Annotated in this window: 10 protein-coding genes; 9 read left to right on the forward strand and 1 reads right to left on the reverse strand. The window is 39.4% G+C overall.

Annotated features, from left to right (window positions below):
* Nucleotides 1-56 precede the first annotated feature (56 nt).
* The 8 genes from gltB (at nt 57) to MR054_RS06515 (ending at nt 12372) form a co-directional block, all read left to right on the forward strand.
* The gene (gltB, locus tag MR054_RS06480; protein ID WP_242157052.1) at nt 57-4571 is read left to right on the forward strand and encodes a glutamate synthase large subunit; all 4515 of its coding nucleotides are present in this window, start codon (nt 57-59) and stop codon (nt 4569-4571) included.
* Between the two features lie 4 nt (nt 4572-4575).
* Nucleotides 4576-6039 carry a glutamate synthase subunit beta gene (locus MR054_RS06485; protein ID WP_242083066.1) on the forward strand — a complete coding sequence of 488 codons (1464 nt, stop codon included), beginning with the start codon at nt 4576-4578 and terminating at the stop codon, nt 6037-6039.
* A gap of 246 nt (nt 6040-6285) precedes the next feature.
* A complete protein-coding gene (locus tag MR054_RS06490) occupies nt 6286-6540 on the forward strand; it encodes a hypothetical protein (RefSeq protein WP_242083068.1) in 255 nt (84 codons plus the stop codon).
* A gap of 96 nt (nt 6541-6636) precedes the next feature.
* Nucleotides 6637-8229, forward strand: a complete 1593-nt coding sequence (locus MR054_RS06495) for a SulP family inorganic anion transporter (RefSeq protein ID WP_242157053.1) — start codon at nt 6637-6639, stop codon at nt 8227-8229.
* 6 nt (nt 8230-8235) lie between these two features.
* The gene (locus tag MR054_RS06500; RefSeq protein ID WP_242157054.1) at nt 8236-9069 is read left to right on the forward strand and encodes a universal stress protein; all 834 of its coding nucleotides are present in this window, start codon (nt 8236-8238) and stop codon (nt 9067-9069) included.
* A 26-nt stretch (nt 9070-9095) separates the two neighbouring features.
* Complete coding sequence (locus MR054_RS06505) at nt 9096-9722, forward strand: carbonic anhydrase family protein (RefSeq protein ID WP_242083074.1); 627 nt, start codon at nt 9096-9098, stop codon at nt 9720-9722.
* A 49-nt stretch (nt 9723-9771) separates the two neighbouring features.
* Complete coding sequence (locus MR054_RS06510) at nt 9772-10416, forward strand: DUF2490 domain-containing protein (protein WP_242157387.1); 645 nt, start codon at nt 9772-9774, stop codon at nt 10414-10416.
* Nucleotides 10417-10509: 93 nt separating this feature from the next.
* Nucleotides 10510-12372: a SulP family inorganic anion transporter gene (locus MR054_RS06515; RefSeq protein WP_242157388.1), complete on the forward strand. Its 1863-nt coding sequence runs from the start codon at nt 10510-10512 to the stop codon at nt 12370-12372.
* A gap of 76 nt (nt 12373-12448) precedes the next feature.
* Here MR054_RS06515 and fbp read toward each other — a convergent pair whose 3' ends face one another.
* Complete coding sequence (gene fbp, locus MR054_RS06520) at nt 12449-13456, reverse strand: class 1 fructose-bisphosphatase (RefSeq protein ID WP_242157055.1); 1008 nt, start codon at nt 13454-13456, stop codon at nt 12449-12451.
* 257 nt (nt 13457-13713) lie between these two features.
* On the opposite strand from fbp, the gene MR054_RS06525 reads away from it, so the two are divergent.
* A complete protein-coding gene (locus tag MR054_RS06525) occupies nt 13714-14202 on the forward strand; it encodes a GNAT family N-acetyltransferase (RefSeq protein WP_242157056.1) in 489 nt (162 codons plus the stop codon).
* Nucleotides 14203-14226 lie beyond the last annotated feature (24 nt).

Here is a 14226-nt window from a genome sequence, read left to right on the forward strand (position 1 = left end):
TAGTCTCTATCTTAGCCTTTCCAACTCAAGTTTTTTTAAACTCAAAATTGTTGATTATGTTGAATAAGCAAGGACTTTACTCGCCTGATTTTGAACACGAAAATTGTGGCGCGGGTTTTATTTGTAACCTTAAAGGAGAAAAGACCAATCAAATTATACATGACGCTCTCGAAATTCTGGTAAAACTGCAACACCGAGGCGGGGTTAGTGCCGATGGGAAAACCGGTGACGGAGCCGGGTTGCTAATCGATATTCCCCATGACTATTTTAACCGGGTTTGTCACTTTAATTTACCGGCTCCAAGAGCCTATGCCGTAGGTATGATTTTTTTACCAAAGGTTAGAAACCAATATCATTATTGTAAGACTATCTTCGAACGGGAAGTCATCGCTCAAGGGCTCACCATATTAGGCTGGCGTGAAGTCCCGGTGGATTCCGCGCAATTAGGAGAAATTGCCAAAGCTTCTGAACCAAAAATCGAACAAATTTTTATCGGGAAATCTGAAGACATTGATGAAGCCACATTTAAGGCAAAATTGTATGCCGCACGTAAAATTACCGAACATGAAATCCTGAACTCCAGAATTTCGGAAAGTTCCTATTTCTATATCCCCAGTTTATCCACGACCACGATCATTTATAAAGGGATTATTAAACCGGAAGATATTGGTCCCTATTACACCGATTTGCAACAAATCGATTTGGTAACACGTTTGGCTCTGGTGCATCAGCGGTTTTCCACCAATACCATGCCTACCTGGGAATTGGCGCAGCCCTTCCGTTTCATGTGTCAAAATGGCGAAATCAATACGTTAAGAGGTAATGTGAGTAGAATGCGTGTTCGGGAAGAAATAATGAAAAGTGATGTTTTCGGACCACAAATTGAAAAGTTATTCCCCATAATCCTCCCGGGCAAATCGGATTCTGCTTCCATGGACATGGTTGTTGAATTATTGACCCATACCGGTCGGTCTCTGCCTGAAATTATGATGATGATGATTCCTGAAGCATGGGAAAAACATAAAACCATGTCTGAAGATAAAAAGGCCTTTTATGAATATAATTGTTGTATCATGGAGCCTTGGGACGGCCCCGCATCGGTGCCCTTTACCGATGGCGATTACATCGGTGCACTTTTGGATAGAAATGGATTACGCCCCTCACGCTATACCGTTACCAAAAGTGGTAAATTAATCATGTCATCAGAAATTGGCGTGGTTGATATTGAACCTGAGGACATTGAAAGTCACGGCCGATTGGAACCGGGGAAAATGTTCCTGGTAGATATGAACGAGGGACGTATTATTAAAGATGAAGAAATAAAAAGTAAAATTGTTTCTGAACGTCCTTACAAAACATGGCTGGACAAAACACGGCTTCACCTTAGGGATGTTCCCTACACCAATGACACCTGCCCGATTGAAACGATTGATATCAAAACAAGACAGCGCTTGTTCAACTACACCTTTGAAGATATCCAGGAGATTATTACCCCTATGGCCGTTAAAGGCAAAGAGGCACTGGGCTCCATGGGTACCGATACCCCTTTGGCAGTGCTTTCAGACCGGCCACAGCTCATTTCGAACTACTTTAAACAATTATTTGCTCAGGTAACCAACCCGCCACTGGATGGTATTCGGGAAGAAATCGTAACAGACATAAGCCTGAATTTAGGAAAGGACCGAAACATTTTCAGTATTACCGAACGTCAGTGCAGAAAGCTTCGAATTCAAAACCCTGTGATTTCCAATGCCGATTTAGAAAAAATAAGAACCATCCAAATTGAAGCCTTTAAAGCGGAAACCATTCACATCCTTTATCCTAAAGTGCAGGGATTGAATGGCCTCGAATATGCTTTAGAAGACATTATTACACAGGTTGAAAAAGCACTGGACAGAAAAACCAATATTATTATATTATCAGACCGGGGTGTCAATCAAGAGTTGGCTCCGATTCCAGCCTTATTGGCATGCTCTTACGTAAACCATCAGTTAAACCGCTTACGTAAACGGTCGTATTTTGATATTATCATAGAATCTGCTGAACCTCGTGAACCTCATCACTTTGCCACCTTATTCGGTTACGGTGCAAGTGCCATTAACCCCTACATGGTAAACGAAATCATAAGAATGCAGGTCAAAGAAGGCTTTATAACCGGAATGGATGAGGAGAAGGCTGTCGAGAATTTCAACAAGGCCATAGGTAAAGGGATTTTAAAAATAATGAATAAAATAGGAATATCTACGCTTCATTCCTATCGAGGCTCCCAAATATTTGAAATAGTGGGATTCAACTCACAATTTGTTGAAAAATATTTTCCTTACACCGCCTCTCGAATTGAAGGTATTGGCTTGTACGAAATAGAAAAAGAAATAAATGAGCGCTACAAATATGCTTACCCCGACAAATTAATTGACAAACGTTTAGGCCTTAATATTGGAGGGGATTATCGGTGGAGACGAAATGGGGAGCGGCATATGTTTAACCCCACTACGGTGGCCAAATTACAACAAGCGGTTCGATTAAACGACCAAGCAAGTTATGACACCTATGCCCGGGCCATTAACGAGCAATCTGAAAAATTAATGACCATCAGGGGCTTGTTCGAATTCGACAATTTAAACCCCATTCCAATTGAAGAAGTGGAACCCTGGACAGAAATTGTAAAGCGTTTTAAAACGGGTGCCATGTCTTATGGGTCTATCTCCCGCGAAGCACATGAAAATCTTGCCATAGCGATGAATCGTATTGGAGGGAAGTCCAATTCCGGCGAAGGTGGTGAGGATAGAAACCGTTTTCATCCGGATACCAATGGTGACAGTAGAAATTCTGCCATCAAACAGGTGGCCTCAGGGCGATTTGGAGTGACCTCGCACTATTTGACCAATGCCAGAGAAATTCAAATTAAAATGGCTCAGGGAGCCAAACCCGGTGAAGGCGGGCAATTACCCGGCGAAAAGGTATTACCGTGGATTGCTGCCGCTCGTAACTCAACCCCTTTTGTGGGCTTAATTTCACCACCTCCGCATCACGATATCTACTCTATAGAGGATTTGGCACAGCTCATCTTCGATTTAAAAAATGCCAACCGCGAAGCTCGGATTAATGTAAAATTAGTCTCAGAAGTGGGTGTAGGTACTATTGCCGCGGGTGTTGCCAAAGCCAAAGCCGATGTAGTTCTCATTTCAGGTTACGATGGAGGTACGGGAGCATCGCCATTAACCTCATTGAAGCATGCCGGATTACCCTGGGAGCTTGGTCTTTCTGAAGCACAACAAACTTTAGTTCTAAATAAATTAAGAAGTCGCATCGTCGTGGAGTGTGACGGTCAGTTAAAAACAGGACGCGATGTGGCCATAGCGGCACTTCTGGGTGCTGAAGAATTTGGATTTGCCACAGCACCACTTGTGGCATCAGGCTGTATTATGATGCGTAAATGCCATTTGAACACATGTCCGGTTGGTGTGGCCACACAGGATAAAGAATTGCGTAAAAACTTTAGAGGGACTCCGGAACATGTCATTAATTTCTTCTACTATGTCGCAGAAGAATTAAGGGGAATCATGGCGAAATTGGGCTTTAGAACGCTGGATGAAATGGTTGGTCAAACGCACAAGATAAATACAAATAAGGCCATAAAGCACTATAAAGCTAAGGGACTTGATTTATCAAGCATCTTATACAGACCCGCTGTTTACAGTACACTGCCTGTAAAGAATACAGAAAAGCAAGATCATGATTTGGAGGATGTATTGGATTTTAAAATACTCATGGATTCGCATAAAGCGATCTACAGAAAGGAAAAAACCGCACTCTCTTATAGAATTAAAAATACCAATCGTACGGTGGGGGCCATCCTAAGCAATGAAATCTCAAAGATTTACGGTCATTTAGGACTTCCTGAAGACACTCTAAATGTTAATTTTACAGGGTCTGCAGGTCAAAGTTTTGGAGCATTTGGTGCTAATGGATTAACCTTCATGCTGGAAGGCAATACCAATGATTATTTGGGAAAAGGGCTTTCCGGCGCCAAAATTATTGTTAAAAAACCAGCAAAAGCAACCTTTATTGCCGAAGAAAATATCATAGTGGGTAATGTATGTTTGTTTGGAGCTATTGAAGGCCAGGCCTATATTAATGGTATTGCAGGAGAACGTTTTGCCGTTCGAAACTCGGGTGCCGTTGCGGTTGTTGAAGGTGTTGGCGACCATTGCTGCGAGTATATGACCGGTGGAAAAGTAGTCGTATTGGGTAAGACCGGTAGAAATTTTGCCGCCGGAATGAGTGGTGGCTATGCCTACGTGTTGAATGCTTCAGGGAACTTTACCAAAGGATTGTGCAATGAAGAAACTATCGATTTTGATCCCATATTAGAAAGTGATGCTGAAGAATTAAAAGGATTGATCGAAAAACATGTAGCGTATACCAACAGTAAGAAAGGCGCGAAAATCTTAGCCGATTGGGACGCTTATTTACCCCAATTTGTCAAGGTGATGCCCAAAGAATACAAGGTCGCCTTAAAACGTATTGAGACCGAAGAACCAATGATAGAGGAATTAACAACAGTATAGTGTCATGGGAAAAGTAACAGGATTTAAAGAGTTTGAAAGACAAGATGAAACCTACGCGCCCGTAGAGGATCGTGTTAAACATTATAAAGAATTTACAGTAGCATTAAGCGAACCCGAATTAACGAAACAAGGATCTCGTTGTATGGATTGTGGCATTCCGTTTTGTCATAGTGGTTGTCCATTAGGAAATTTAATTCCGGATTTCAACCATATGGTGCATCAAGGGGAATGGCAAAAAGCGTCATGGCTATTGCATTCCACCAACAATTTTCCTGAATTCACCGGTCGACTTTGCCCGGCACCCTGCGAAAAATCCTGTGTATTGGGGCTTATAGAAGACCCGGTATCCATAGAGAATATAGAAAAAAATATTGTTGAACGCGCTTTTCAAGAAGGCTGGATAAAACCACAGCCGCCAAAAATAAGAACGGATAAAACCATTGCCATAGTTGGATCCGGTCCCGCCGGTCTGGCTGCTGCCCAACAATTAAACAGGGCTGGTCATACGGTTACCGTTTTTGAACGCGACGATGAAATTGGAGGTTTGTTAAGGTATGGCATTCCTAATTTTAAAATGGAAAAGGAAATTATTGATCGTCGCCTTGATATCTTGAAAGCAGAGGGTATCACCTTCAAAACCAATGTCAATGTTGGGGTCAATTACGATGTTGAGCAACTAAAAACTTTCGACGCCATCGTGTTATGTGGAGGAGCTACTGAAAGACGCAGCTTACCAACTCCCGGAATTGACGCTGATGGTGTAGTACAGGCCATGGACTTTTTAACCCAACAGACTAAGGTCCTATTCGGTAAGGCGGTTAAGGATCAAGTGTTGGCTACCGATAAGCATGTGATTGTCATTGGTGGTGGCGATACAGGATCGGACTGTATCGGAACCTCTAATCGTCAAGGGGCCAAATCGGTTACTAATTTTGAAATAATGCCAAAACCACCGGGGCATCGCTCACCTACCACCCCTTGGCCGTATTGGCCGCTTCAATTGAAAACATCGTCTTCGCACGAAGAAGGTGTGGAACGCAATTGGTTAATTAATACCAAAGAATTTATTTCCGACGACCATGGCAAGCTTACTGCTTTAAAAACAATTAATGTGGAGTGGAAGACCGTTCCCGGAGAGCGCCCACAACTTGTTGAAATTCAAGGTACCGAGAAAATATGGCCATGCGATCTGGCTTTATTGGCATTAGGATTTACAGGACCAGAAAGTACACTTGCCGAAAAATTAGGCATCGAAAGAGATGCGCGATCCAATTACAAGGCAGAATATGGTAAATACCAAACTAATATCTCAAACATTTTTACTGCCGGCGATATGCGACGTGGACAATCCTTAATAGTTTGGGCCATTTCAGAAGGTCGTGAAGCCGCAAGACAAGTAGATATCTATCTTATGGGTAAATCGGATTTGACCACCAAGGATGAAAGTGGTGATCTGATAGGATTATAAAAATTTAATGAATCCCATTCTGAAGCTAACATGACAAGGCGAAAGAAGCCCTTTTTCTTATAAACCATAGAAATCTGAATGTCCGGGATGGACATCTCACGTGATCTCGAAACCCTTGATATGTGAAGGAACTGTTATTTTAAAGTTCTTTTAACAGAATAAAGCGGGCTAAATGTTATATTTGCATTTGACCAACTATTCAATATGAATAAAAAAACAATATCAATATTCTTTACTGTAATTTTCATGGCGTTCATTGTAGCGCCATCGGTCATTTCTATGGTCAATGATTCTATTGATACTTCCATTTTTTACTCCTTGGCTGAAGAAGAAGAAAAAGGCAGTGAAAAAAACAAAAACATGGAGGTCCTGTTTTCACGCTCAAACGCCTTCGAAACCGATTTCACCCTCTTTGAATCTGAGAATACATTAGTGTATTTTTTTAAAAAATATACGAAACCACATTTAAACCTTATTTCTCCTCCCCCAGACTTTAGTTAATTTTTATTGTGTTTTTAGAACAACCTGTTTTTAAACATTACCGGGTTGCTCAAGTTATCATTATTATTTTGTTCAATTTAAATTAACTTTTATTATATGTTTAAGACTATTAAAAATGACTTGCCAGCGAGTATAGTCGTATTTTTTGTTGCATTACCCTTATGTCTAGGTATTGCACTAGCAAGTGGGGCACCACTATTTTCAGGATTAATTGCAGGAATTGTTGGAGGAATTGTCGTGGGGGGACTGAGTGGGTCAAATATTGGTGTAAGTGGTCCAGCTGCTGGTTTGGCGGCCATCGTTTTAACCGCAATTGGAACTTTAGGAGGCTACCAAAATTTTCTGGTGGCTGTTGTATTGGGTGGGGCCATCCAATTACTTTTTGGTGTTTTAAAAGCTGGAGTTATTGGCTATTACTTTCCTTCATCCGTAATCAAAGGTATGCTTACCGGCATTGGTATCATTATTATATTAAAGCAAATACCCCATTTTTTTGGTTATGATATCGAACCGGAAGGCGCAGACAGCTTCTTTCAGGCATCAAGTGAAAATACATTTTCAACGTTGTTTCAAATAGCCAATAATATCACTTTGGGCTCTATGTTAATAGGATTTGTTGGTTTGGGTATTTTAATTCTTTGGGAAAAAGTATTGACTAAAAAAGCCAAGATTTTTCAATTAATTCAAGGGCCGTTGGTAGCGGTAATCCTTGGTATCGTTTTTTTCGCTTTAACGAAAACCAATGACACCCTGGCGATTGCGCAAACGCACCTGGTGAGTGTTCCCGTACCGGAAGATGCCAGTTCTTTTTTGGCGCAATTCAGTTTTCCGAATTTTGGGGTTATTCTAAATCCGGATGTGTGGATTGTGGCCTTTACCATTGCGCTGGTCGCTAGTTTGGAAACCCTATTGTGTGTAGAAGCTACGGATCGATTGGACCCCCATAAAAATGTGACGCCCACCAACAGGGAACTATTAGCACAGGGCACGGGGAATATACTATCCGGGTTAATCGGTGGCTTACCGATAACTCAGGTTATAGTAAGAAGTTCAGCGAATATTCAATCCGGGGGAGTATCGAAGATGTCCACCATAATTCACGGTATATTCCTTTTGATTTCGGTGATATTAATTCCCAGATTATTAAATATGATTCCCCTATCGGTATTAGCAGCAATCCTCCTGGTTGTAGGATATAAACTGGCTAAACCGAAATTATTTAAAAAAATGTACGATTTGGGTTGGAAACAATCCATCCCATTCACAGTAACGGTATTGGGAATTGTTTTTATTGATTTACTCTGGGGCATCGGTCTGGGTTTGACCGTTGGTATTGTCGTTATTTTATTAAAAAGCTACCAAAATTCTCATTTCTTACATATTGAAGATAAGAGTAATGGCAAGCATAAAATTAAAATGACCCTGGCAGAAGAGGTGACATTTTTTAACAAAGGTGCCATTTTAAAGGAATTGGATAGTTTACCCATTAACACCTATTTAGAAATTGATCTTTTAAAAACCAGATATTTAGATAACGACATTATTGAGATTTTAGATGATTTTGCCTTTAAAGCAAAAGAAAGGAATATCGATATTAAGTTAATTTCTAAACGTGGCATCGTAGAAAATCCATCAAGTTTTGTTCAATTCTTTAATGAAAGACCTAAATCAAGTTTAAGCTTAAGTTAAATCATTATGAAAAATAAAAAATTTAAAATTTTAGTGCTTGCGGATTTTAGCAAATCCGTAAAAGCAGTCCTAAACAATACCATAGGACTCGCCAAAATTATTGATGCGGAAATTGATGTCCTCTATGTTAAAAAACCGACTGAAATCGTTGATAAGGACAACCAGTTAACGGCAATGCGTACTATAAACCAGGAGCATTTTAATATTAAAAAGGACATGATGAACACGCTTCATCCGCTCTCCGTCGATCATGATATCAATATCCAATACAATTTGTCTTATGGGAATATTAAAAACGAAATAAAACAGTACATTAAAAGCAGTAAACCCGATATAATTGTCCTTGGTAAAAGAAAACAAAAAACAATTAATTTACCGGGTAATAATATTACAGAATATGTAATAAAACATTTTTCAGGCACCATTATGATCTCTGCCAATGACAATGCATTTGAATCTCATAAAAAGCCTGTACTTGGATTATTCAATAATTCTGAAGTTACATCGCGTTTAATGTTTGGGAAAGAATTAATCGATCATTCGGCTAAACCCTTAAAATCCTTTAGGATTATAAAAAATTCAGCCGAATTAAAACATTCCGGGAACGCTGCTGTTGAACATGTTGATGAATATGTATTTGAGCAGAATGATAATACGATAAAAAATATTTCAAATTACATGTTGAAAAATAATGTTAACTTGTTACTCTTGGAAAGATCACCGAAAAGTACCAAAAACAAGACTAACCCAATGATAACGGACCTTAAAAAAATGATACATAATTTAGAGGTATCCCTATTATTATCTGGGGAAAAGCATCCTAATTTAAACCGTATTTAATCACTAATTACCTTAAAAAACACATTATGAAAGCACATACAAGAGAAACCCAAGCGACCATGACCCCGGATAAGGCATTACAATTCTTAAAAGAGGGTAATGTTCGATTCCAAAATAACCTAAAAGCAAATAGAAATCTTTTAGAACAGGTCAATGACACCAGCGATGGACAGTTTCCGTTTGCAACCATATTAAGCTGTATTGACTCCAGAGTCTCGGCAGAATTGGTATTCGATCAAGGGCTTGGTGATATTTTCAGTGTTAGGATAGCCGGTAATTTTGTTAACGAGGATATTCTAGGAAGCATGGAATTCGCTTGTAAACTTGCCGGAACAAAGCTCATTGTCGTGTTAGGGCACACGAGTTGTGGTGCTATAAAGGGGGCATGCGACCATGCCGAAATGGGTAATTTAACGAAACTCATCCAAAAAATAACCCCAGCCGTTAATGCCGTTGAAGAGCCTAAAGATGAAAGCCTTAGAAATTCCTCCAACCTTGATTTTGTAGACCATGTTTCTGAAAAAAACGTGCATCTTACCATAAAAAGAATACACCAGGAAAGTCCTATTCTATCTGAAATGGAAAAAAAGGGCGAGATTAAAATCGTTGGTGCCATGTATGATATTAAAACGGGAGAAGTAACTTTCTATTAAGGCGTCGGATCTTTTAAGTAGGCTATAGATGAAAAAGAAAATAGTAATGATGGCATTAATATTTATATTTATGCCATCATTCCATATGCTGGGACAGGATAGTAATTTTGGAAATTGGCTGGTTTATATTGGAAATAAAAAACTTAACAAGGGTTGGAACATCCATAACGAAGTTCAATATAGAAATTACAATGCCATAGATGATTTAGAACAGTTGTTGTTGCGCACGGGATTAGGCTATAGTTTTAATAATAATAAATCCGATATTTTACTAGGCTATGGTTATATTCTATCTGAAAATTATATAGATGAAAACGATAAGGTTACGGTTAATGAGCATCGCATTTTTCAACAGTTCATTTCGAAGCAGGAGATTGGTCCTGTAAAGCTAAATCACCGTTATCGATTTGAACAACGCTTTGTAGAATCTGATTTTAGATTGCGGTTTCGTTATTTTTTAGGCCTAAATCTGCCCCTACAATATAAAGATTCGGGTAAAAATCCATTGTACATATCAGCATACAATGAAATTTTTCTGAATACGAAATCCTCAGTTTTCGATAGGAATCGGTTATATGGCGGCTTAGGATATAAAGTTTCGGATGCTGTAAAAATTGAAATAGGTTACATGAACCAATTTTTTGAGACCTCTGGAAGGGACCAATTGAATATCATTACATTTGTAAACTTTTAATGTAGTACACAGATTTATTTTGTCCTTTGGTAAGTGTTTGTGCACAATGCATTGGTTTATGTTGAAATTTAATAACTGTTAATGGTATTAATCATGAGGAATTTGTTTTCAAATATTAAAGGAGATGCTTTTGGAGGAATAACTGCCGGTATTGTGGCCCTACCCCTTGCCCTGGCTTTTGGGGTATCATCCGGATTAGGTCCTACGGCTGGACTTTATGGCGCTATCTTTATCAGCTTTTTTGCCGCTTTGTTTGGTGGAACCGATACACAAATTTCAGGACCAACAGCTCCCATGACGGCAGTTAGTATGGTGGTTATCGCCGGAATTATCGCGGGTAACGATGGCGATATTAATAAAGCCCTCCCTATTATACTCACCGTTTTTCTATTAGCAGGATTAATGCAAATTGGTTTAGGCATATTGGGCCTTGGAAAATATATCCGCTACATCCCTTATCCTGTAGTTTCAGGGTTTATGACCGCCATTGGTGTCATCATTATTCTCACTCAAATTTTACCCTCCTTAGGCTATTATCCCAAGGAAGATGCCGAGTTTGTGAATCAGTTTAAACCACAAGCCGAAGAAGTTATTCTTGAAAACATACTCAAAGAAGAAGCAGGAGAAGGCATATTGGTTTTAGAAAATTTTAAAGAAACCATAGGTCGTGCTGAACTAACATCAGCAGCAGATATTTTAAAAGAATCCCAGACCCTGGCTGCAAAGGATGCCTCGGGCGCCTATGGCGCACTCAAAGTATTACCTCGTGCACTCCAAAATATCAACTGGCTTGAACTTATTTTAGCCATAGGCACCATAATAATTATATACGGTTTTAAGCGCATTACAAAAGCGGTTCCAAGTACCCTCGTGGCACTGGTGGTCATGTCCGGTATTGCCGTTGGTTTTGGATTAAATTACAGGCCTATTGAAGAGATCCCGAGTGGTTTCCCTATTCCAAATCTGGACATCTTCACCCATTTTAACTTGGGGAGCCTAACCCCTTACATATTTACGGCATTAACCTTAGCCTTGCTGGGCGCTATTGATTCGCTCTTAACCAGTGTGGTTGCGGATAACATGACCAAAACCAAGCATAAACCCAATAAAGAATTAGTTGGTCAAGGTATTGGAAATAGTATTGCAGCCGTATTTGGTGGTATTCCGGGGGCTGGCGCTACCATTAGAACGGTAGTAAACATTAGCTCTGGAGGAAGGACCAAATTATCCGGGATGATTGCAGGAATTATGTTGCTCATCATCCTTCTGGGTTTGGGACCGATTGCCTCTAAAATTCCTGCAGGCGTTCTGGCCGGAATTTTAATTACTGTGGGTATTGGTGTTATGGACTATAAAGGATTAAAAGCCATACCAAGTTTACCGCGCGATTTGAAACTTGGCCCTATTAAGTTAAGTTCTGAAGTCATGGTTATGCTTACCGTTCTGTTGCTGTCTACGTTTTGGAATTTAGTATATGCCGTTGGTATTGGTTTAGTAATTGCCTCATTAATGTTTATGAAAAAGTTAGGTGACCTCACGGCGGAAAGATCAGATGTTAAACCAATTAAGGAAAAGGCCTGGGCCGATGAGCTTAACTTTCCCGAAAACTTAAAAGAAGACGTCTTCATCAAACATATTAAAGGCCCTTTATTTTTTGGATCTACCAGTGATTTTCAGCAGCTTGCCAAACAAATTCCGAATACAGCCAAAGCCGTAATCATAAGAGCCGGGCGCATGCAATATATGGATCAATCCGGATTATATGCCTTGGAAGATGTCTTGGTTGATCTCGAAAAATCCGGTATTACCGTGCTCATTGTAGGGTTGTTAAAACAACCACGTTACATGATGGAGCGTATTGATATTATCCCCGATCTTATTCCCAAAGAACATCTGTTCGACAATTTTAAGGCTTGTACCCAATGGATAAAAGCCAATATAAAACATGATGCATAATTTATTTAAAGGGTTCAGGTATCATGATGCAACACGTCCCTCTTTATTATGTTCTAAAACCAGATCGATTATTCCACTAGCGGCTGGATTGCATAAATTCTTCGGCCTTTTCGACCATATTTTTACTCCCACAAATAAAGGGTACGCGTTGGTGTAATTCTGTAGGTTCAATATCCATAATACGAGTAAACCCATCACTCGCCTTTCCATGGGCTTGTTCGGCCAAAAAGGCCATGGGGTTACACTCATACAACAAACGCAATTTACCATTTGGATTCTTGGAGCTTTGCGGATATAAATATATCCCGCCTTTAATCATATTTCTATGGAAGTCTGAAACTAATGACCCGATATAACGTGAGGTGTAGGGTCTGTCTTCCTCTTCCATTTGACAATATTTAATATAATTTTTAATCCCCTGTGGGAAATGGATGTAGTTACCTTCATTAACCGAATATATATGGCCATCCATGGGAAATAGCATATCGGGATGCGATAAATAAAATGACCCTATAGCCGGATTAAGGGTAAAACCATTAACACCATCACCCGTGGTATAAACGAGCATGGTCGACGTCCCGTAAACCACATATCCTGCCGCCACCTGCCGGCTGCCTTTTTGCAGAAAATCCTCAAGCTTTACCGGTGTACCTATAGGTGTAACCCGTCTGTATATAGAAAAAATAGTCCCCACCGATACATTGACGTCGATATTTGTTGAACCATCCAGGGGATCTATTAATACGACATATTTATTTTGATGGTTTTCATCCTGGCTGTTAATCGTAATAAAATCATCCTCTTCTTCACTGGCAATTCCACAAACAATATTTCTTTTAGTAAGGGTTTGAATAAATTTCTCATTGGCATAAACATCAAGCTTTTGCTGGTTTTCACCTTGTATATTGGTATCCCCATAATCCCCCAAAATATCAACTAAACCCGCTTTATTCACTTCGTGGTTTACCACTTTTGCTGCTAGACGAATGGAATTAAGTAAACTGGAGAGCTCTCCAGATGAATACTTGAAGGAGGCTTGATTTTCAATAATAAATTCACCTAAAGTTTGTTTTTTATAAGTCATGGAAGAAGTTTTAGCTACAAATATCTTATAAATTTTAACCAACTACAATGTTTTTGGATATTAATAGTCCCAATAATTAGTTAGTTTTAACCCCTGATACTAAATGTGTTATTACATCAAAAAAAAAATTACCTGAAGAAGAAACAAACTTTAAATATAAATGGGGTGTGCGCCTCACCATGTTATTTTATTTTTCAATTTTTTTTTATGAATTTTCTAATGAAAAAATCATGTATTTTTGAATTATTACCACACCTATGGATTACACGATAAGAAATGCCACTAAAAAGGACATGCCTGCTGTTCTTGACCTAATAAAGGAGCTGGCGGTTTTTGAAAAAGAACCGGATGCCGTAGAAGTTACTGTTGAAGATTTACAAAATGATGGTTATGGGGAGCCCCCGGCATTCCATTGTTTTGTTGCGGAAGTTAATTCTAAAATTGAGGGTATTGCTTTAATTTATAATCGGTATTCCACCTGGAAAGGCAAGGCCATTCATTTAGAGGATTTAATTGTTAGCGAGGCCATGCGTGGTATCGGACTTGGAACGGCTTTACTAGATGAAGTTATAACCTATGCCCATTCTAGAGGTGTTAAACGTGTAAATTGGGAAGTATTGGATTGGAATGAACCGGCCATTACATTTTATGAAAGCAAAGGCGCAATAGTTATGCGGGAATGGGATGTTGTCCATTTAGATGAAAACGGGATAAAAAATTATGTCGCAAAACTTAATAGAAATTAAGCATTATGTTATTGGGTTTTGGAT

The organism is Aestuariivivens sediminis (assembly GCF_022662105.1).
In the GTDB taxonomy this organism is placed as follows: Bacteria; Bacteroidota; Bacteroidia; order Flavobacteriales; family Flavobacteriaceae; genus Aestuariivivens; species Aestuariivivens sediminis.